Here is a 20,444-nt window from a genome sequence, read left to right on the forward strand (position 1 = left end):
GGGCTCAGGCCTGGTGCAGGTACCAGCGCCAGTCCTGTTCGCTGACTTCGGCCATGAACTGGCGGTATTCGGCGCGTTTGACCTTCAGGTAGACGCCGAGGAAGTCCTCGCCGAATGCCTCGCGGGCCCAATGCGAATGCTGCAGGGCGTCGAGGGCGGTCAGCCAGTCGGTAGGCAGGTGTTCGGTGGCCTGGGCATAGCCATTGCCCTCCACCGGTGCGCCTGGGTCCAGCTGTTCGCGGATGCCGCGATGGCTGGCGGCAAGAATCGCCGCAGCGGCCAGGTAGGGGTTGGCGTCGGCGCCGCAGATGCGGTGCTCCACGTGCCGGCTGTTGGCCGGCCCGCCCGGCACGCGCAGGCTCACGGTGCGGTTGTCGACGCCCCAGGTTGGCGCCAGTGGCGCATAGCTGTTGGCCTGGAAGCGGCGGAACGAGTTGGCGTTGGGGCAGAACAGCAACAGCGAGTCGCGCAGGTGGCGCAGCATGCCGGCCACGGCCTGGCGCAGCAGCGGGGTGCCGGCCTTGTCGTCACTGGCGAACAGGTTGTTGCCGGCGCTGTCGGCCAGGCTCAGGTGCATGTGCATGCCGGTGCCGGCCAGTTGCGCGAACGGCTTGGCCATGAAGCAGGCCTGCATGCCGTGGGCATGGGCCACACCTTTGACCAGGCGTTTGTAGCGCACCGCCTGGTCCATCGCCTGCAGGGCGTCGCCATGCTCGAGGGTAATTTCCACCTGGCCGGGGGCGTACTCGGAAATCGCCGTACGCGCCGGGATGCCCTGGGCCTTGCAGGCGGCGTAGAGGTCGGCGAGGAACGGCTCGATCTGCTCCAGTTCGCGCAGGCCATACACCTGGGTAGCGCGCGGGCGGCCGCCGTCGTTGTCCAGCGCAGGTTGCGGGCGGCCTTGGGCATCCCGTTGCTGGTCGAGCAGGTAGAACTCCAGTTCGCAGGCCATCACCGGGTGGTAGCCGTCAGCCTTGAGGGCATCGATGGTGCGCAGCAGCACATGGCGCGGGTCAGCGATGCTGGCCGGCAGGCCTTCGCTGGGGTGCATGCTCACCTGCACCGCGGCGGTCGGTACCCGGCGCCAGGGCAGGCGCACCAGGCTGCCGGCAAGCGGGTAGGCGCGGCAGTCGATATCGCCGACGTCCCACACCAGCCCGGAGTTTTCCACATCGTCGCCATTGAGGGTGAGGCCGAGGATGGTGCTGGGCAGCGGGCGGCCTGACTGATACACGGCCAGCAGTTCTTCGCGGTGTAGCAGCTTGCCGCGCGGCACGCCGTTGGCGTCGAGGATGAACAGTTCGAACAGCTCGATATCGGGGTTGTCGGCCAGGAAACGGCTGGCCTGCTCTACAGGTGCAAAGTGCATGATGGATTCGCTCACGGGCGCACAGGGCCACCGCACATACGGGCGGCCCGGTTGGATCAAACGGCCAGACGCTGGCCGGGTTTGGTCACAAAGACGTGAGCGAGAAATCCGGTGGGCGGGCGTGACGGCAATGCCACAGGGCCCAGAAGGCGAGGATGATGTGCACCAGCGGATTCTCACCGGCACGGCGCCTGGCCTTCGCTGGCGAAGGGCGGGACGACGGTGGGGCGATGGGCTGGACGGGAGTCATGCCTTTGATACTCACATGCGGGTCAAGGTTGATTAAAGCAGTGAATGGCAACCTTTACATTGTGCCTGGCTAAACATTTGCGCTGTTGCGGCTGGCCTCTTCGCGCGCTTGCCCGCTCCCACAGGAACCGCACAACATTCAGCCTTCATGCAATCCTGTGGGCGCGGGCGGGCCCGCGAAGAGGCCGGCACAGGCAGCAGAAACCCGGCAAATCTGCGACAATCGCGCATCCTTCGAATGCCGATCATGAAAAGCAGGCTCACCTGCATCATCAAAAAGCCCCATGACTGACCACGCCATCGACAAACTGCTGCAAAACCTCGACCACGCCATGATCGCCGACCGCCATCGCCTGCGCCGGCAATTGCATGAACTGCGCAAGCGCCCGGACGAGGCCAAGCTGGCGCAGTGGGTGGAAAAGGTCCAGGCCTCCTGCGCCCAGGTCACCGCGCGCCAGCAGAGCGTGCCGACCGTGCGCTACGACGACAATTTGCCGATCGCCGCCAAGCGTGACGAAATCAAGAAGGCCCTGGCCGAACACCAGGTGCTGGTGATCGCCGGCGAGACCGGTTCGGGCAAGACCACCCAGCTGCCGAAGATCTGCCTGGAACTGGGCCGTGGCAGCCATGGCCTGATCGCCCACACCCAGCCCCGCCGGATCGCTGCGCGCAGTGTTGCCGCGCGGGTTGCCGAAGAGCTGGGCACGCCCCTGGGCGGGCTGGTCGGCTACCAGGTGCGCTTCGAAGACCAGAGCGACGCCAACACCCTGGTCAAGCTGATGACCGACGGCATCCTGCTGGCCGAAACCCAGCACGACCGCTTCCTCGAGCGCTACGACACCATCATCGTCGACGAAGCCCACGAACGCAGCCTGAACATCGACTTCCTGCTTGGCTACCTGAAGACCCTGTTGCACCGGCGCCCGGACCTGAAGCTGATCATCACCTCGGCGACCATCGACCTCGAACGGTTCTCCCAACACTTCGACGGTGCGCCGATCATCGAGGTGTCCGGGCGTACCTTCCCGGTAGAAACCTGGTACCGCCCGCTGACTAGCGAGCAGGACGAGGAGGGCAACCAGATCGAGGACGACCTCACAGTCGACCAGGCCATTCTCGCGACCCTGGACGAACTGGCGCAGCACGAGCGCAGCGAGGGCAAGGGCCCCGGCGATGTGCTGATCTTCCTCCCGGGCGAGCGCGAGATCCGCGATGCCGCCGAGATCCTGCGCAAGGCGCAACTGCGCCACACCGAGATCCTGCCGCTGTACGCGCGGCTGTCGCCGGCCGAGCAGCAGCGCATCTTCCAGCCGCACACCGGGCGCCGCGTGGTGCTGGCCACCAACGTCGCGGAAACCTCGCTGACCGTGCCCGGCATCCGCTATGTGATCGACACCGGTACCGCGCGTATCAGCCGCTACAGCTACCGCGCCAAGGTCCAGCGCCTGCCCATCGAGGCGGTGTCGCAGGCCAGCGCCAACCAGCGCAAAGGCCGTTGCGGCCGGGTCGAGCCGGGCATCTGCGTGCGCCTGTACAGCGAAGAGGATTTCAACAGCCGGCCGGCGTTCACCGACCCGGAGATCCTGCGCACCAACCTGGCGGCGGTGATCCTGCAGATGCTGCACCTGCGCCTGGGTGCGATCGATGCCTTCCCGTTCATCGAGCCGCCGGATGGCAAGGCCATCAGCGACGGTTTCAACCTTTTGCAGGAACTCTCGGCGGTCAACCGCGAGAACCAGCTGACCCCGATCGGCCGCCAGCTGGCGCGCCTGCCGATCGACCCGCGGCTGGGCCGCATGCTGCTCGAAGGCGCGCGCCTGGGCAGCCTGCAGGAAGTGCTGATCGTGACCAGTGCGCTGTCGGTGCAAGACCCGCGCGAACGCCCGCCGGAGCGCCAGCAGGCCGCCGATCAGGCGCATGCGCAATGGAAGGATGTGGATTCCGACTTCGCCGCGCTGGTCAACCTGTGGCGGGGTTTCGAAGAGCAGCGCCAGGCGCTGACCGCCAACCCGTTGCGCAACTGGTGCCGCAAGCAATTCCTCAACTACCTGCGCCTGCGCGAGTGGCGCGATGCCCATCGCCAGCTGGCGCTGATCTGCCGTGACCTGCAACTGACGGTGAACAAAGAGCCGTGCGACTACCAGAAGATGCACAAGGCCATCCTCAGCGGCCTGCTCAGCCAGATCGGCCAGAAGACCGAAGAGGGCGACTACCAGGGGGCCCGGCAGCGGCGCTTCTGGGTGCACCCGTCGTCGGGCCTGGGGCGCAAGCGCCCGCAGTGGGTGATGGCCGCCGAACTGGTCGAGACCACCAAGCTGTACGCACGCATGGTGGCCAAGATCGAACCGGACTGGATCGAGCCGCTGGCAGGCCACCTGGTCAAGAAGAACCACTTCGAGCCGCACTGGGAGAAGAAACGCGGGCAGGTGGTGGCCTACGAACAGATCACCCTGTACGGGCTGATCCTAGTTGGCCGCCGCCCGGTGCATTTCGGCCCGATCGACCCGGTCACCTCGCGTGAGCTGTTCATCCGTGAGGGCCTGGTAGGTGGCGAAATCCAGTCGCGGGCCAAGTGCCTGGCGGCCAACAAGCGCCTGCTGGAAACCCTCGACGAACTCGAGGCCAAGGCCCGGCGGCGCGACATCCTGGCCGACGAAGAAACGCTGTACGCCTTCTACGAAGCGCGCCTGCCGGCGGAAATCCACCAGACCGCGACCTTCGACGCCTGGTACCGCATGGGCAGCCAGAAGGACGCCAACCTGCTGATCATGCGCGAGGAAGACGTGCTGGCGCGTGAGGCCAGCGAAGTCACCGCGGCGCAGTACCCCGACAGCCTGCAGGTGGGCGAACTGCGCCTGCCGCTGAGCTATCACTTCGAGCCGGGCCACCCGCGTGATGGCGTGACCGTGCGGGTGCCGGCGCCGTTGCTGCCGAGCCTGCCGGGCGAGCGCCTGGAATGGCTGGTGCCGGGCCTGCTGGAAGCCAAGTGCGTGGCGCTGGTACGCAACCTGCCCAAGGCCTTGCGCAAGAACTTCGTGCCGGTGCCGGACTTCGTCAAGGCCTCGCTGGCCCGCATGACCTTCGGCCAGGGTGCATTGCCGCAGGCCCTGGGCCAGGAGCTGCTGCGCATGACCGGCGCCCGCGTGGCCGACGAGGCCTGGGACGAGTCGGTCAACCTGGTCGAAAGCCACCTGCGGATGAACATCGAAGTGGTCGATGGCCAGGGCAAGTTCCTTGGCGAAGGCCGCGACCTGGCCGAGCTGACCGCACGCTTCGCTGCTGCCAGCCAGGCAGCGCTGGCCGTGCCGCGAGACGCCAAAAGCGAACAGCCGGTGCAGGCCAAGGCCTTCAGCGAAGTGAAGCAGACCGCCCAGCAGAAGATCGCCGGCCTGTCGATGACCGTGTACCCGGCGCTGGTGGAAGACAGCGGCAGCGTGCGCGAAGGGCGCTTCTCGACCCAGGCCGAAGCCGAGTTCCAGCACCGCCGTGCCTTGCAGCGCCTGTTGCTGCAGCAGTTGGCCGAGCCTGCCAAGTACCTGCGCAGCAAGCTGCCGGGGCTGACCGAGTTGGGCTTGCTGTACCGTGAAATGGGCCGGGTCGAGGCGTTGGTCGAGGACATTCTGCTGGCCAGCCTGGACAGCTGCATTCTCGAAGGCGAACAGCCGCTGCCGCGCGATGGTGCGGCCCTGGCTGGCCTGGCCGAGCGCAAGCGCGGCAGCTGGGCCGAGCATGCCGAGCGCCTGGCACGCCAGACCCTGGAAGTGCTGAAGCTGTGGCATGGGCTGCAGAAGCGCTTCAAGGGCAAGATCGACCTGAGCCAGGCGGTGGCGCTGAACGACATCAAGCAACAGCTCGGCAACCTGGTGTATCCGGGCTTCGTGCGGGAAACCCCCGGGGCCTGGTTCAAGGAGCTGCCGCGTTACCTCAAGGCGGTGGAACTGCGCCTGGAGAAGCTTGGTTCGCAAGTGCAGAAGGACCGGGTGTGGAGCGCCGAACTGGCTAACCTGTGGGCGCAGTACAAGGCCCGCGCCGACAAGCATGCCCAGGAAGGCAAGCGTGACGAGCAGCTGACCTTGTACCGCTGGTGGCTGGAGGAATACCGGGTCTCGCTGTTCGCCCAGCAACTGGGGACCAAGGTGCCGATTTCTGACAAACGATTGAGCAAGCAGTGGAGCCTGGTGGAGGGCTAAACTTCCCCAGTTGTGGCAATATTGAGGCAATTCGGGGCCGCTTGGCGGCCCTTCGCGGCGCGACGCGATCCCTGTGGGAGCGGGCGCGCCCGCGAATGAGGGCTCCGCCCTCGCCTGAAAATTGGTACTAAAGTGCCATTAACCTGTCATATTCCCAGCCAGCGCCCCGTGGCGATGGCCTTTGACCAGAGGAACGACCGTGCATAACGTCGTGATCAGCGGCACCGGCCTTTACACCCCGGCCCAGAGCATTTCCAACGAAGAACTGGTGGTCTCCTTCAACGCCTGGGCGGAGCAATTCAACCAGGACAACGCTGCCGCCATCGAGCGCGGTGAAATGCAAGCGGCGCCGCTGTCGGATGCGGCGTTCATCGAAAAGGCCTCGGGCATCAAGAGCCGTTTCGTCATGGACAAGGCCGGCATCCTCGACCCGCAGCGCATGAAGCCGCGCCTGCCGGAGCGCTCCAACGACGAGCCGTCGGTGCTCAGCGAAATGGCCGTGGCCGCCGCCCGCCAGGCGCTGCAGCGTGCCGGCCGCAGCGCCGCCGATGTCGACGGGGTGATCGTCGCCTGCTCCAACCTGCAGCGCCCGTACCCGGCCATCTCCATCGAAGTGCAGCAGGCGCTGGGCATTCAGGGCTTTGCCTTCGACATGAACGTGGCCTGCTCGTCGGCCACCTTCGGCATCCAGACCGCCGCCAACAGCGTGGCCCTCGGCCAGGCGCGCGCGGTACTGATGGTCAACCCGGAGGTGTGCACCGGGCACCTGAACTTCCGCGACCGTGACAGCCACTTCATCTTTGGCGATGCGGCCACTGCAGTGTTGCTCGAGCGTGCCGACCAGGCTACTTCGGCGCACCAGTTCGAAGTGGTCAGCAGCAAGCTGTGGACCGAATTTTCCAACAACATCCGCAACAACTTCGGCTTCCTCAACCGCGCGGCGGAAGAGGGCGAGGGCGCGGCGGACAAGCTGTTCATCCAGGAAGGCCGCAAGGTGTTCCGCGAAGTCTGCCCGAAGGTGGCCGAGCTGATCGGTGAGCACCTGCAGGAGAACGGGCTGCAACCGAGCGATGTGAAGCGCTTCTGGCTGCACCAGGCCAACCTCAGCATGAACCAGCTGATCGTCAAGAAACTGCTGGGCCGGGAAGTGGCCGAGGAAGATGCACCGGTGATTCTCGACCGTTATGCCAACACCAGTTCGGCGGGGTCGGTGATTGCCTTCCACCTGTATCAGGACGACCTGGCCAAGGGCTCGCTGGGGGTGTTGAGCTCGTTTGGCGCGGGGTATTCGATTGGTAGCGTGATTCTGCGCAAGCGCTGATTTATCTGGCGCCTGTACCGGCCTCTTCGCGGGCTTGCCCGCTCCCACAGGTACTGCACAGCTTTCCAGGCATGTGCCGAACCTGTGGGAGCGGGTTTACCCGCGAAGAGGCCGGCACATTTCTACCAGGCAAAAAAAAGCGGGAAACGCCGGATGGGGTCGGCATTTCCCGCTTCAGCTGAAGCAGCGCAGGGTGTCGCTTAGAACTTGGCTTCCAGGTCCACCTGCAGGGTATCTACATCGGCATCGCTGTTGGGCAATTGCGACAGGTCGGTCTTGGCCATCAGGTAGGCCGCACCCAGCGAGAAGTTCTTGTCGATTTCATAGCCGACCTTGAACTTGTGCCCGCGCGAACCGGTAAAGCCGTTGCCGAAGTCGGAGTCGGTGAACAGGCTGACCACCGCGTTACGCTGCACATCGCGATAGTTGTAGTCCAGGCTCCAGGCGCCGACCTTGGTTTTCAGGCCAGCCAGCCAGGCCTGGTCTTCGCCATCGGTGCTTTCGGTGTTCTTCACGTACTGCCCGTAGGCCGACAGCGGGATGGCAAAGCCGGTGAAGTCCAGCTGGCCGAAGCCTTCCACCAGGTTGAACTCGTTGGTGGTGTTGCCGAACGACTGCAGAATGGTGGCTTCCTTGTCGTTGTCGTAGCCATAGATACTGGCGCCGACGGTCAGCTTGAGCACGTCTGCCGGGGCGAACTTGGCACCCAGCTGGCCGTGGTAGACCTGTGCGTCATGCTTGTATTGCACGCCGTCGCCATCGACGTTGTCCTTGAGCGTGTACTGACCGGCACTGGCGAACACTTCGGCGCCGCCCAGGTCGGTCTTGTAGGTGGCTGCCACGCCTTCCGGGTTGATGTCGCTGTCCCAGATGATGTCGCCCATGCTCACCCATGGCTGCGCCATCTTGCCGCCAATCAGGTGCAAGTTGGGAACGGCGGTCGGGTGCCAGTCGAGGTAGGCCTGGTCGACCCACAGCGACTTCTTGTCGAAGTAGTTGTCGAAGCTCTGGTTGGTCGAGCGGCGGTCGGCGCTGCTGCCGGTGGCGATACGGATGCCGGCATCGACCTGCGGGTTGATTTCGCTGTAGAAGCCGACGCGGGCACGCACGCGCTGGCGGTCCTGGTTGCCGCTGCTGCTGTTCGGGTTGTCGACGTTGACGTCTTCGTAACGCAGGCGCACGTCACCCTTGACCTGGGTCTTGGCGGCCCATGCCACTTTCTGTTCAAAGGAGCTCATCCGGTCGGACTGAGCTTTCTGAGCGGCCTTCTCCTTGGTTTCTTGAGCCAGGTCTGCCTGCAGTTCGTTGTACTGCGCCTGGTTGATCGAGCCGTTGGCGCGGAGCATTTCGAGCAGCTTGGCGTCGACAGCTGCACTGGCCGGAGTACTCAGAGCCAGCATCATGCCGGTGAGGCTCACTCCGGTAAGTGTAGAAACAAGACGCATAAGGTTCTCCCTGTTGAATAAGATGGGGAAGGCTCAAGCGCCCGCCCCTGTATTGGCATGTCTTCGGAAAGGGCCTGAATAGACAGGTTCTGGGGTTCCGGAAAACAGGCGCAAGTATTGCGGGGGCGAATGACAGATTAATGTCGAATTAGTGGCACTGCGGTTAACTAATTGAGAATGAAAGGGTCTGGCCCGCGTCGCTGATTTGAGTGGCGGGCCTTCCTTGGCGATACTGGGCACCTTGAGACTGCGAGCCGAAACCGTGACCAGCCTGTACAGCCTTGCTCATCTGCGTGATCTTCCGGCAGCCACTTGGGACGCCTTGGTGCCGGCCGGCCAACCGTTCCTGCGCCATGCGTTTCTCACTGCCCTGGAGGACAGCGGCAGCGTCGCGCGCAACACCGGCTGGGCCGCCGAGCACCTGGTGCTGGAGCGTGACGGGCAGGTGCGGGCGCTGCTGCCGGCGTATCGCAAGTGGCACTCGTTTGGCGAGTACGTGTTCGACCATGGCTGGGCCGATGCTTGCGAGCGGGCCGGCATCGCTTACTACCCCAAGCTGCTCGGCGCGGTGCCGTTCAGCCCGGTCAGCGGCCCGCGTCTGCTGGCCAGCGACCCGGCCGATGGCCTGCTGCTGTTGCAGGCGCTGCCGGAGTACCTGGGCAAGGGCGGGCTGTCTGGCGCGCACATCAATTTCACCGACCCGGCGCTGGACGAACAGCTCGCTGGCCAGCCAGGCTGGATGGAGCGCCTGGGCTGCCAGTTCCATTGGCGCAATCACGGCTACCGCGACTTTCAGGATTTTCTCGACAGCCTCAGCTCGCGCAAGCGCAAGCAGATGCGCAAGGAGCGCGAGCAGGTGGCAGGGCAGGGCATCGATTTTCGCTGGTACCGCGGCGATGAACTGGACCAGGCGCAATGGGACTTCGTTTACCGCTGCTACGCCAACACCTATGCGGTGCGCCGCCGTGCGCCCTACCTGACCCGCGAATTCTTCAGCCTGCTGGCCGAACGCATGCCCGCGGCGCTGCGCGTGGTGATGGCGCGCCAGGGCGGACGTGATGTGGCCATGGCCTTGAGCCTGGTGGGTGGCGACAGCCTGTTCGGCCGTTACTGGGGGTGCCTGGATGAATTCGACCGGCTGCATTTCGAGACCTGTTTCTACCAGGGCATGGACTTTGCCATTGCCGAGGGCTTGCAGCGTTTCGACGCCGGCGCGCAGGGCGAGCACAAGCTGATTCGCGGGTTCGAGCCGGTGCTGACGCGGTCGTGGCACTACCTGTTGCACCCGGGGTTGCGGCGGGCGGTAGAGGATTTTTTGCAGCAGGAGCGGGAAGGGGTAAGGGGGTATGCCGAGGAGGCGCGGGGGATGCTGCCTTATCGTCGGGACTGAGGGTCTTGTATTGCCTGTGCCGGCCTCTTCGCGGGTAAACCCGCTCCCACAGGGATCGCGCAAACTTCAGTCCCTGTGGGAGCGGGCAAGCCCGCGAAGAGGCCGGCACAGGCTTCAATCAACCCCGACAAACCCCCCGGTCTGGTGATGCCACAAGCGGGCATACAGCCCTTGCTGCTCCAGCAGCTCGGCATGGCTACCAATCTCGACAATCCGCCCCTTGTCCAGCACCACCAGCCGGTCCATCCGCGCAATGGTGGAAAGCCGGTGGGCAATGGCGATGACCGTCTTGCCCTGCATCAGCGTCTCCAGGCTTTCCTGGATCGCTGCCTCCACCTCCGAGTCCAGCGCCGAGGTGGCCTCGTCCATGATCAGGATCGGCGCATTCTTCAACAGCACCCGGGCAATGGCGATGCGCTGGCGCTGGCCGCCCGACAACTTGACCCCACGCTCGCCGACATGCGCATCGAAACCGCTGCGGCCCTGGGCGTCCGACAGTTGCGGGATGAACTCGTCAGCCCGCGCACGGCGCACCGCTTCGATCAGCTCCGCCTCGCTGGCGTCGGGGCGCCCGTACAGCAGGTTGTCGCGGATCGAGCGATGCAACAACGAGGTGTCTTGGGTAATCATGCCGATCTGCGCGCGCAGGCTGGCCTGGCTGACCTCGGCAATGTCCTGGCCGTCGATCAGGATGCGCCCGCCCTGGACGTCGTACAGGCGCAGCAACAGGTTGACCAGGGTCGATTTGCCAGCCCCGGACGGGCCGATCAGGCCAATCTTCTCGCCCGGGCGGATGTCCAGGTTCAGCCCTTCGATGACGTTGGCGGCCTTGCCATAATGGAAATCGACGTCATCGAAACGCACTGCGCCGCGGCTGACTTGCAACGCCGGGGCATTCGGCCGGTCGGTGACGGTGACCGGCTGGGCGATGGTCTGCAGGCCGTCCTGGACCATGCCGATGTTCTCGAAGATGCCGTTGACCACCCACATGATCCAGCCCGACATGTTGACGATGCGGATCACCAGACCGGTGGCCAGGGCGATGGCGCCGACCGTGATCAGCGACTGGCTCCACAGCCACAGGGCGAGGCCGGTGGTGGTGACCACCAGCAGGCCGTTGAGGGTGGTGATGACCACGTCCATGCTGGTGACCACGCGCGCGGCCAGCTGGGTTTTCTCGGTCTGTTCGCTGATCGCTTCGCGGGCGTACTGCTGCTCGTAGTCGGTGTGGGCGAACAGCTTCAAGGTAGCGATATTGGTATAGCCGTCGACGATGCGCCCCATCAGCTTGGAGCGGGCGTCGGAGGAAATCACCGAGCGGTCCTTGACCCGTGGTACGAAGTAGCACAGCGCGGCGATATAGCTGGCGATCCACACCAGCAACGGCAGCATCAGGCGCCAGTCGGCCTCGGCGAACAGCACCAGCGAGGTGATGGCGTAGATCAGCACGTGCCACAGCGCGTCCACCGCCTGCACGGCCGAGTCGCGCAGCGAGTTGCCGGTCTGCATGATGCGCTGGGCAATGCGCCCGGCGAAGTCGCTCTGAAAGAAATTAAGGCTCTGCTTGAGGACGTAGGTGTGGTTCTGCCAGCGGATCAGGCTGGTCATGCCGGGGGTGATGGTCTGGTGCACCAGCAGGTCGTGCAGGCCGAAGAACACCGGTCGCAACAGCAGGATCACCACCAGCATCCACAGCAGTTCGCCACTGTGCTCGCTGAAGAAGTTGGCGTTGGGCGTGCCCTGGGCCAGGTCGATGATGCGGCTGAGGTAGCTGAACATCGCCACCTCGATCAGCGAGGCGAACAGGCCGACCACCAGCAAGGCCAGGAAGCTTGGCCACACCTGGCGCAGGTAATACAGGTAGAACGGCCAGACCTGGCTGGGTGGCGACTCGCTGGGCGCATCGCGGAATATATCGATCAGTTGCTCGAAGCGGCGGTACAGCATGGGTGACAAGACTCCTGTGCTACCCGACCCTGGAAGGTTTCACATCCGTGTGAAACTTGCGGTCAGTCGATGCGTTTGGCCGACTTGATGTACACCGGGTCGGCCGGTACATCGCGCATGCCTTTTTTGACCGTGGTCGGCGAATTGACGATCTGGTCGACCACTTCGATGCCTTTGGTGACCTTGCCGAATACGGCATAACCGGCGTCACGACCCGGGTTGAGGAAGTCGTTGTCGGCGACGTTGATGAAGAACTGACTGGTGGCCGAGTTCGGGTCGGAGGTGCGCGCCATCGACAGGGTGCCGCGGGTGTTCTGCAAGCCGTTGCTGGCTTCGTTCCTGATCGGGTCCTGGGTGGGCTTTTGCACCATCTGTTCAGTGAAGCCGCCGCCCTGGACCATGAACCCCGGGATTACCCGGTGGAAGATGGTGTTGTTGTAGAAGCCGCTGTCGACGTAGCCGAGGAAATTCTTGGTACTGATCGGCGCCTTCTCGGCATTCAGCTCGATCTCGACCTGGCCGAAGCTGGTGTCCAGCAGAACGTGCGGGGTCTTGTCGGAGGCCATGACGCTGGTGGCGAAGGCGACCGAGCAGGCGGTGAGCAGGAGTTTTTTCAGCATGGGCTCAAAGATCCTTGAGAGGTGGAAGCAGCTGCAAGGAACTGCAGCAGGGTCTGGTTGAAGACCTCGGGTTGATCGAGGGGTGTAGCGTGCCGGGAATCGTCGATGACCACCAGCCTGGCGTGGGGCATCAGGGCGACATAGCGCTGTTTCAGTCGTATCGGGGTGTAATCGTGGTCGGCGGCAATCACCAGGGTAGGACAGCCGATCTGGCCGATGCGTTCCTGCACGCCCCAGTCGACGATGGCGTCGAAACTCTTGAGGTAGGCGCGCTTGTCGTTGCGTGCCCAGCGCTGGGCCATCTTCTCTCGCAGCTCGGCCTGCCCGGGCTTGGGGAACAGGCGTTCGGCCAGGCCCTTGCCGACGGTTTCGACACTGAGGATGCGCGCCAGGCTCCAGCGCTTCAGCCACCAGAGCCAGTCACTGCGGGTGCGGCGCTTGACCTCGGGGGCGCTGTTGACGATGCACAGGCTGCGCAGCCATTGCGGGTGGTCGACGGCGAACTGGAAGCCGACCATGCCGCCCATGGACAGGCCGACGAAGTGCACCGGGCCGGTGTGCAGGTGTTCGAGCAGGGCCAGCAGGTCGGCACTGAAGGTGGCGATCTGGTAACCGTCGCGCGGCTTGTCGGAGCGGCCGTGGCCGCGGATGTCCATCACGATCACCCGGTAATGCTGGCTCAGCAGCGGCACCTGCAGCTCCCAGTCCTGGCAGCTGGAACCCAGGCCATGCAGCAATACCAGGGGTTCACCCTGGCCATATTCCGCGTAATGCAGTGCGCATCCTTCGTGTTCGAAATAGGCCATGGGCGCGGTCCTCTCAAGCTTGCGGGGGGGCTGCGAAGGGCACGTCCAGCGGCGCGGTGTCGAAATTGCGCAGCAGGTCGATGAGAATCTGCGTGGCCGGGCCCAAGGTCTTCTCTTTGCTCGAATAAAGGTAGAACAGCGGATGGCGGCTGCCACCCTGATCCAGCGGCAACGGCTTGAGCACGCCTTCGCGCAGCTCGCGCTCGATCATGTGCCGGGGCAGCCAGGCAAAGCCCAGGCCGCTGCTGACGAAGGTGGCGGCGGTACCCAGGCTGCCGACCGTCCAGCGCTGTTCGGCGCCCAGCCAGCCGACATCGCGCGGTTGGGCGCGGCCGGAGTCGCGGATGACCACCTGCAACTGGCTTTCCAGGTCCTGGAAGGTCAGCTCGCGGCCCAGCCGGTGCAAGCTGTGTTCGGGGTGGGCGACGGCGACGAACTCCACCGCGCTGAGTTCGGCGCCCAGGTAGCCGCCGATGCTGTAGCTGCTGATGGCCAGGTCGGCGATGCCTTCGTGCATCACTTCTTCCACGCCAGACAGCACTTCTTCGCGCAGGCGCACCCGGCAACCCCGGCTCTGCGGCATGAACGCGGCCAGCGCGCGGACCAGGCGGGCACTGGGGTAGGCCGCGTCGACCACCAGGCGCACCTCGGCTTCCCAGCCCTGCTCCATATGGTGAGCGAGGTCTTCGAGCTGGCTGGCCTGTTTGACCAGGTGGCGCGAACGGCGCAGCAGGACGTTGCCGGCTTCGGTCAGCACCGCCTTGCGGCCGTCGATGCGCAACAGCGGCACGCCCAGTTGCTCCTGCATGCGGGCCACGGTGTAGCTGACCGACGACTGCGAGCGGTGCAAGGCCTCGGCGGCCTGGGCAAACCCGCCGTGATCGACCACTGCCTGCAGGGTTCGCCACTGGTCAAGGGTTACGCGCGGCGCTTTCATCTTTCGCTCCTGTTGTCCTAAGCTGCGCTCTTTCAAGGAGAGCGGCCCATGAAGAAATGTTGTGCGGCAATACTGATGTGCCTGCCCCTCGGGGCCATGGCTTATCCCATCGATGTGGAGAAGGAACTGACCGGGGTAAAGCTCGACTACACCGCCTATGACACGGCCTATGACATTGGCGCCATCACCCTCAACAACTATGGGCAGGTACCGGCGGCGTGCAAGGTAACCTTTCGCAACGGCCCGGAGGCACCACGGGTGCGCCGGGTGAACGTACCGGCCGGTAAAAGCGTCGATGTCACCGCCAAGTTCAACCGGCAGATCATCAAACTGCGGATCGCCTTGAACTGCAGTGCAGAATAAACCGATAAATCGATAGGTTGAACCCACTTTTTACGCTTTTTTATCGATAGGTCAAGCCGTAATCTCACCTCCATCGAATCGCAACCCTTTTTGCCGATGGAGGCTCCCCATGTCCCGCGTTCTGATCATCGAAAGCAGTGCCCGCCAACAGGATTCCGTTTCCCGCCAGCTGACCCGGGATTTCATCCAACAGTGGCAGGCCGCGCATCCGGCCGATCAGATCAGCGTGCGCGACCTGGCGGTAACCCCGGTGCCGCACCTGGATGCCAACCTGCTGGGTGGCTGGATGAAGCCCGAAAAGCAGCGCAGCGCCGCCGAGCTGGAAGCGCTGGCCCGCTCCAACGAGCTGACGGATGAATTGCTCGCGGCCGACGTGCTGGTGATGGCGGCACCGATGTACAACTTCACCATCCCCAGCACCCTCAAGGCCTGGCTGGACCATGTGCTGCGCGCCGGCATCACCTTCAAGTACACCCCGACCGGCCCGCAGGGTCTGCTGACCGGCAAGCGCGCCATCGTCCTGACCGCCCGTGGCGGCATCCACGCCGGTGCTACCAGCGACCACCAGGAACCGTACCTGCGCCAGGTGATGGCCTTCATCGGCATTCACGATGTCGACTTCATCCACGCCGAAGGCCTGAACATGAGCGCCGACTTCCACGAGAAGGGCGTCAACCAGGCCAAGGCCAAACTGGCAGCGGTGGCCTGAGGCTTAGCGAATTCCCAACCCTGACACCTGTTGTTGCTCCTTTGGGTGTACCTGCCCGGCCTGCATGGCCGGGCTTTTTTGTGCCTGAAATTTTGTGGGTGCCTGTGCCGGCCTCTTCGCGGGCTTGCCCGCTCCCACAGGGATATCACAGTACCTAAGACCTGCGGTGTACTTGTGGGAGCGGGCAAGCCCGCGAAGAGGCCGGCACAGCCCCACATTCCTCATGGTTGAACTCATTCGCCGCAACCCGCTAAGGTCGCGCCCTTGATCCACGAGAGGCAACCATGGGCTACCTGATAATCGTCGCGCTGATCCAGGCGTTTTCCTTCAACCTGATCGGCGAATATCTGGCCGGGCATGTCGATAGCTATTTCGCCGTACTCGCCCGGGTGGTGTTGGCTGGCCTGGTGTTCCTGCCACTGACCCGCTGGCGCCAGGTCGAGCCGCGTTTCCTGCGCTCGATGCTGCTGATCGGCGCGCTGCAGTACGGCATCACCTACGTCTGCCTGTACCTGAGCTTCCGCGTGCTCAGCGTGCCGGAGGTGCTGTTGTTCACCATCCTCACGCCACTGCACGTGACGCTGATCGAAGACGCCATGAACCGGCGCTTCAACCCCTGGGCCCTGGTGGCAGCGCTGGTGGCGGTAGCCGGCGCCGCGGTGATCCGCTTCGATACCATCAGTGGCGAGTTCTTCATCGGTTTCCTGCTGCTGCAACTGGCCAACTTCACCTACGCCGCCGGCCAGGTGCTGTACCGCCACCTGGTCGCCCGCCACCCCAGCGACCTGCCGCACTACAAGCGTTTCGGCTATTTCTACCTCGGCGCGTTGATCGTGGTGCTGCCGGCGTTCCTGCTGTTCGGCAATGCCCAGCACCTGCCGAGCACCGATGTGCAGTGGCTGGTGCTGCTGTTCCTCGGCCTGTGCCCCACGGCGCTGGGCCTGTACTGGTTGAACAAGGGCGCCTGCCTGGTTTCCGGCGCTACGCTGGCGGTGATGAACAACCTGCATGTGCCGCTAGGGCTGCTGCTGAACCTGCTGATCTGGAACCAGCATGAACCGCTGGGGCGGCTGTTCCTCGGCGGCGCGATCATCCTCGCCTCGGTGTGGCTGAGCCGCCTGGGCGGGCGCGCGCAGACGCCGTTGGCCGGCAAGGCCTGACATGCACACCATCTTCGTCATCGTCGCGCCGATCTTCGCCCTGATCCTGGTTGGCTACCTGTGCCGCAAGACCAACAAGCTCGGTGACAAGGCCGCTGCCGAGATCAACAAGATGGTGGTCTGGCTGTGCCTGCCGGCGTTGCTGTTCAAGGTTACCGCCACGGCGACCTGGAGCGAGATCTGGCACCCGGGGTTCATTGTCGCCTTCGCTACCGGGGCGCTGGCGATGTTCGTCGTGACCCTGGCCTGGCGCCTGTACAGCGGCCATGGCCTGGTAGCCGCGAGCATCGACGGGCTCAGTGCCGGCTATGCCAATACCGGCTACATCGGCATCCCGCTGTGCCTGCTGCTGTTCGGCCAGCCGGGCCTGCAGCCGGCGCTGATCTCGTCGTTGATCGTGGTCTGCCTGGTGTTCGCGATTTCCCTGACGCTGATCGAGATCGGCCTGCAGCAAGAGCGGCAGATCGGCCGCGCCGTCCTGCTGGTGAGCAAGGCGCTGGCGAAGAACCCGCTGGTGATTTCGCCACTGGCGGGGGCGGGGTGGGCCATGAGCGGGTTGGGGCTGACAGAGCCGGTGCTGCACTTTCTCGACATGCTGGCGCTGGCCACCACGCCGTGTGCGCTGATATCGCTGGGCGCATTCCTGGCAGAAAAGCGCCCGGGTGCGCAGGCCAGCCCATGGCCGTTGGTCGGCCTGAAGCTGGTGGGGCAGCCGGCGCTGACCTGGGTGCTGGCGTTCAAGGTGTTCAGCCTGCCGAGCATGTGGGCGGCTTCGGCAGTGCTGCTGGCGGCGCTGCCGACCGGCACCGGGCCGTTCATGCTGGCCGAGTACTACAACCGTGAGGCCGGGCTGATTTCGCGGACGATCCTGTTGTCGACCGTGGCTTCGCTGGTGACCTTGACCGGGTTGTTGTACCTGTTGGGGTATGCGGGGTAGCGGTCGGTGTACCATGAAAGGGCGGCGCAGGCTGTGATAACAGGGGCAACCGCAAGGGCCATGACATGCTGACCATCTCCAACAACGTGCATCTGCCGGATGCCGACATCGAACTGACCTACATCCGCGCCCAGGGCGCGGGTGGGCAGAACGTCAACAAGGTGTCCAGCGCCGTGCACCTGCGCTTCGACATCCAGGCCTCGTCGCTGCCGGCGTTTTACAAGGAGCGGCTGCTGGCGCTGCGTGACAGCCGCATCACCGGCGACGGCGTGTTGATCATCAAGGCCCAGCAGTACCGCACCCAGGAGCAGAACCGCGCTGACGCCCTGGCGCGTCTGGCCGAGTTGATCATCGCCGCCGGCAAGACCGAGAAGAAACGCCGCCCCACCAAGCCCACCCTTGGCTCGAAAACCCGCCGCCTGGAAGGGAAGGCCAGGCGCAGCACAGTCAAGGCGGGGCGGGGTAAGGTGGACTTTTAAAATGCGGGTGGTGGAACAGTCCTGGCAGGTACTGGCAGGTACTGCATAACTCTCGTATTTTGCGCGGAACCTGTGGGAGCTGGCTTGCCGGCGATGGGCTGCGAAGCAGCCCCGGCAATCTCAAGCCTCGTTCATTTTCTCAAACGGGGTGCCAGCGCCCGGCTTGACTGGGTCAAGTCCAGGCCGTTACTAACGTTTCTGGGTATTGCTAATCCCTACGCAGCAGATCACATGGAGTGGAAGCGTTACATGCTGTTAGGCCTAACGGCTAAAAAAATCAGATTATGCCCCTTTCTTGTAGGGCATTTCCCAAAGATACTGCCACCCATTGTGGTGTTCCGAGTTGATCACTAGTCTCGCCTGGTCGTTGCAATTCAACGACCGGCTTTGACAGGCCGACTCAAATTACAATCCACAGCTTTGCCTTCAATGGCGGCTGTGCATGGGGCACCTTCGGGTGCGCCGGGTTTCTCAATTTGACCGGTCTGTCAACCCGTGCACAGCTGCCACCCTTTGTTTGACAGCAAACGGCGGTAGTCCCCAACCACAAATTGAGGGTTACACCATGCTGAAAATAGTCCCCGGTCCACCCTGCAACCTCCACTCCCTGGAAGACACATTGCTGATGGCAGCGGACTACGCCCTATGCGCAGAAGCTGTCGCCCAGCAAGCCGTGTTGATGCAACCTAGATCACCCGTCTCGATCTTGATAATGACGTCGATGCACGAACTGGAAACCCTTCGCAAGTTGCTCGAACTAGCGCTGGCTCAAGTCCAGAAGCCAGCAGAGCCGCAGACGTTGCATTAACCGCATCATGATCCGCCTGGTGCTGTCTCTGCGGGGGCTCGGCTTGCCGACGACAGGGCCAGCTCAGGCATTGGAGATTTAGGGGAGATTGAACAATGTCTACAGAAGAAGCCAGGTTCACCGTTGGCAAAACTACTCTACCAAGGTGAAAACCAGACCCATCCGCTGTTCCGCATCGAAGCCGGCATACCTTGCCAGAGCGCCCGAGAACAGGGCTCTCAGGCGTAATGCCTGTCAGTCAAGCAATTGGGGGCCGCTTTGCGGCCCATCGCCGGCAAGCCAGCTCCCACAGGTACTGCACACGTCTCGAATTTTGCGCGGAATCTGTGGGAGCAACTGTCTTTGAGGGTTTATTTTCAAACGATCCTTACAGGCATGGCTCCGGCAGCGCCCGCACGCGCATGTCATTGCCACTCGGCTGCTGATACAGGCTCAGCCCGAACTCCGGCAAAACCGCCAGCAGGTAATCGAAGATATCCCCCTGAATCCGCTCGTAATCCGCCCACACCGTGGTGGTGGTGAAGCAGTAGATCTCCAGCGGCACGCCCTCGGCGGTGGTCTGCATCTGCCGCACCATGCAGGTCATGTTCGGGTGCACATTGGGGTGGTTTTTCAGGTAGGCCAGGGCGAACGCGCGGAAGGTGCCGATGTTGGTGAGTTTGCGGCGGTTGGCCGACAGTTCGGCCACCGGCCCCATGGCCTCGTTCCAGCGCTGCAGCTCCTGGCGCTTGCCGGCCAGGTAGTCGGCCAGCAGGTGCACCTGGCTCAGGCGCTGTTCTTCTTCGCGGGTGAGAAAGCGCACCCCTGCGGCATCGATGAACAGGCTGCGCTTGATGCGCCGGCCGCCGGATTGCTGCATGCCGCGGTAGTTGCGGAACGACTCGCTCATCAGGCGCCAGGTGGGGATGGAGACGATGGTCTTGTCGAAGTTCTGCACTTTCACCGTGTGCAGGGTGATGTCCACCACATCGCCATCGGCGCCCACCTGGGGCATTTCGATCCAGTCGCCCACGTGCAGCATGTCGTTGCTGGTCAGCTGCACGCTGGCGACGAACGACAGCAGGGTGTCCTTGTATACCAACAGCAGCACCGCCGACATCGCACCCAGGCCCGACAGCAGCAACAGCGGCGAACGGTCGATCAGGGTGGCGACGATGACGATGGAGGCGAAAATCCACAGCATCATCTTGGCCAGCTGCACGTAACCCTTGATCGAACGGGTGCGGGCGTGTTCGGTGCGGGCATAGATGTCGAGCAGGGCATCCAGCAGGCACGACAGCGCCATGGTCATGAACAGCAGGGTAAAGGCCAGGGCGACATTGCCGAGGAAGTGCTGGGCGGTGTCGGACAGCTCTGGTACCAGCTTCAGGCCGAACTGCAGCACCAGTGACGGCGTGGTCTGCGCCAGGCGGTGGAACACCTTGTTGTTGCGCAGGTCATCGAGCCACTTCAGCGCTGGCTGGCGGGCCAGCAGGCGGGCGCCATGCAGTACCAGAAAGCGCGCCAGGCGGCCGACCACCAGCGAAACCAGCAGCAGCACGGCCAGGCCGATGGCCGCGTGCAGCATCGGGTGTTGGTCAAGGGTGCCCCACAGGTCGAGGGAGTCACGCCAGATTCGTTGGATATCCATGGGCTTGCGTACAGTCGTGTTGCCTAACGAAGCGCCATTAGAGCGCGGATGGCGACAAAGTTGCCAAAAGAAATTCGGCTAAGC

The 20,444-nt window shown here is 63.9% G+C and carries 17 protein-coding genes; 9 read left to right on the forward strand and 8 right to left on the reverse strand.

Annotation, left to right across the window (positions count from 1 at the left end; genetic code table 11):
• Positions 1 to 4: 4 nt before the first annotated feature.
• On the reverse strand, positions 5 to 1,369 hold the full coding sequence (locus C6A77_RS05095) for a glutamine synthetase family protein (RefSeq protein ID WP_114168307.1): 1,365 nt from the start codon (positions 1,367 to 1,369) through the stop codon (positions 5 to 7).
• Positions 1,370 to 1,454: 85 nt separating this feature from the next.
• Positions 1,455 to 1,634, reverse strand: coding sequence for a hypothetical protein (locus tag C6A77_RS26150; protein WP_133295863.1), 180 nt, complete (start codon positions 1,632 to 1,634; stop codon positions 1,455 to 1,457).
• A gap of 268 nt (positions 1,635 to 1,902) precedes the next feature.
• Here C6A77_RS26150 and hrpA point away from each other — a divergent pair, with 268 nt between their 5' ends.
• Positions 1,903 to 5,808 (forward strand): ATP-dependent RNA helicase HrpA, encoded by a 3,906-nt coding sequence (gene hrpA, locus C6A77_RS05100; RefSeq protein WP_114168308.1) that lies wholly within the window; start codon positions 1,903 to 1,905, stop codon positions 5,806 to 5,808.
• A gap of 199 nt (positions 5,809 to 6,007) precedes the next feature.
• Complete coding sequence (locus C6A77_RS05105; RefSeq protein WP_114168309.1) at positions 6,008 to 7,129, forward strand: beta-ketoacyl-ACP synthase III; 1,122 nt, start codon at positions 6,008 to 6,010, stop codon at positions 7,127 to 7,129.
• Between the two features lie 200 nt (positions 7,130 to 7,329).
• Here C6A77_RS05105 and C6A77_RS05110 read toward each other — a convergent pair whose 3' ends face one another.
• On the reverse strand, positions 7,330 to 8,574 hold the full coding sequence (locus C6A77_RS05110) for a putative porin (protein ID WP_114168310.1): 1,245 nt from the start codon (positions 8,572 to 8,574) through the stop codon (positions 7,330 to 7,332).
• Between the two features lie 262 nt (positions 8,575 to 8,836).
• Here C6A77_RS05110 and C6A77_RS05115 point away from each other — a divergent pair, with 262 nt between their 5' ends.
• Positions 8,837 to 9,964 carry a GNAT family N-acetyltransferase gene (locus tag C6A77_RS05115; RefSeq protein WP_114168311.1) on the forward strand — a complete coding sequence of 376 codons (1,128 nt, stop codon included), beginning with the start codon at positions 8,837 to 8,839 and terminating at the stop codon, positions 9,962 to 9,964.
• A gap of 114 nt (positions 9,965 to 10,078) precedes the next feature.
• Here C6A77_RS05115 and C6A77_RS05125 read toward each other — a convergent pair whose 3' ends face one another.
• From C6A77_RS05125 to C6A77_RS05140, 4 genes are all read right to left on the reverse strand, one after another.
• On the reverse strand, positions 10,079 to 11,911 hold the full coding sequence (locus C6A77_RS05125; RefSeq protein WP_114168312.1) for an ABC transporter ATP-binding protein: 1,833 nt from the start codon (positions 11,909 to 11,911) through the stop codon (positions 10,079 to 10,081).
• Positions 11,912 to 11,973: 62 nt separating this feature from the next.
• Complete coding sequence (locus C6A77_RS05130; protein WP_114168313.1) at positions 11,974 to 12,531, reverse strand: peptidylprolyl isomerase; 558 nt, start codon at positions 12,529 to 12,531, stop codon at positions 11,974 to 11,976.
• Entirely contained in the window at positions 12,525 to 13,337 is an 813-nt protein-coding gene (locus C6A77_RS05135; RefSeq protein ID WP_114168314.1) for an alpha/beta hydrolase, read from the reverse strand. The genes C6A77_RS05130 and C6A77_RS05135 overlap by 7 nt, the downstream gene beginning before the upstream one ends.
• A gap of 13 nt (positions 13,338 to 13,350) precedes the next feature.
• A complete protein-coding gene (locus C6A77_RS05140; protein ID WP_012273620.1) occupies positions 13,351 to 14,274 on the reverse strand; it encodes a LysR family transcriptional regulator in 924 nt (307 codons plus the stop codon).
• 48 nt (positions 14,275 to 14,322) lie between these two features.
• Between C6A77_RS05140 and C6A77_RS05145 the strand changes: the two genes are divergently transcribed.
• The 6 genes from C6A77_RS05145 to C6A77_RS25890 all read left to right on the forward strand — a co-directional run bounded on the left by C6A77_RS05145 (position 14,323) and on the right by C6A77_RS25890 (position 18,730).
• Positions 14,323 to 14,637 carry a hypothetical protein gene (locus tag C6A77_RS05145; protein ID WP_012051530.1) on the forward strand — a complete coding sequence of 105 codons (315 nt, stop codon included), beginning with the start codon at positions 14,323 to 14,325 and terminating at the stop codon, positions 14,635 to 14,637.
• A gap of 109 nt (positions 14,638 to 14,746) precedes the next feature.
• Complete coding sequence (locus tag C6A77_RS05150) at positions 14,747 to 15,346, forward strand: FMN-dependent NADH-azoreductase (protein ID WP_114168315.1); 600 nt, start codon at positions 14,747 to 14,749, stop codon at positions 15,344 to 15,346.
• Positions 15,347 to 15,630: 284 nt separating this feature from the next.
• Positions 15,631 to 16,506 carry a carboxylate/amino acid/amine transporter gene (locus C6A77_RS05160; protein ID WP_114168317.1) on the forward strand — a complete coding sequence of 292 codons (876 nt, stop codon included), beginning with the start codon at positions 15,631 to 15,633 and terminating at the stop codon, positions 16,504 to 16,506.
• Between the two features lies 1 nt (position 16,507).
• A complete protein-coding gene (locus C6A77_RS05165) occupies positions 16,508 to 17,443 on the forward strand; it encodes an AEC family transporter (RefSeq protein ID WP_114168318.1) in 936 nt (311 codons plus the stop codon).
• 65 nt (positions 17,444 to 17,508) lie between these two features.
• Positions 17,509 to 17,922 (forward strand): alternative ribosome rescue aminoacyl-tRNA hydrolase ArfB, encoded by a 414-nt coding sequence (gene arfB, locus C6A77_RS05170; RefSeq protein WP_114168319.1) that lies wholly within the window; start codon positions 17,509 to 17,511, stop codon positions 17,920 to 17,922.
• 565 nt (positions 17,923 to 18,487) lie between these two features.
• A complete protein-coding gene (locus tag C6A77_RS25890; protein ID WP_114168320.1) occupies positions 18,488 to 18,730 on the forward strand; it encodes a hypothetical protein in 243 nt (80 codons plus the stop codon).
• A 367-nt stretch (positions 18,731 to 19,097) separates the two neighbouring features.
• On the opposite strand, the gene C6A77_RS05180 is transcribed toward C6A77_RS25890, so the two are convergent.
• Entirely contained in the window at positions 19,098 to 20,360 is a 1,263-nt protein-coding gene (locus C6A77_RS05180) for a mechanosensitive ion channel family protein (protein ID WP_114168321.1), read from the reverse strand.
• Between the last annotated feature and the right edge of the window lie 84 nt (positions 20,361 to 20,444).

This window comes from Pseudomonas sp. AFG_SD02_1510_Pfu_092 (genome assembly GCF_003331055.1).
Classification (GTDB): Bacteria; Pseudomonadota; Gammaproteobacteria; order Pseudomonadales; family Pseudomonadaceae; genus Aquipseudomonas.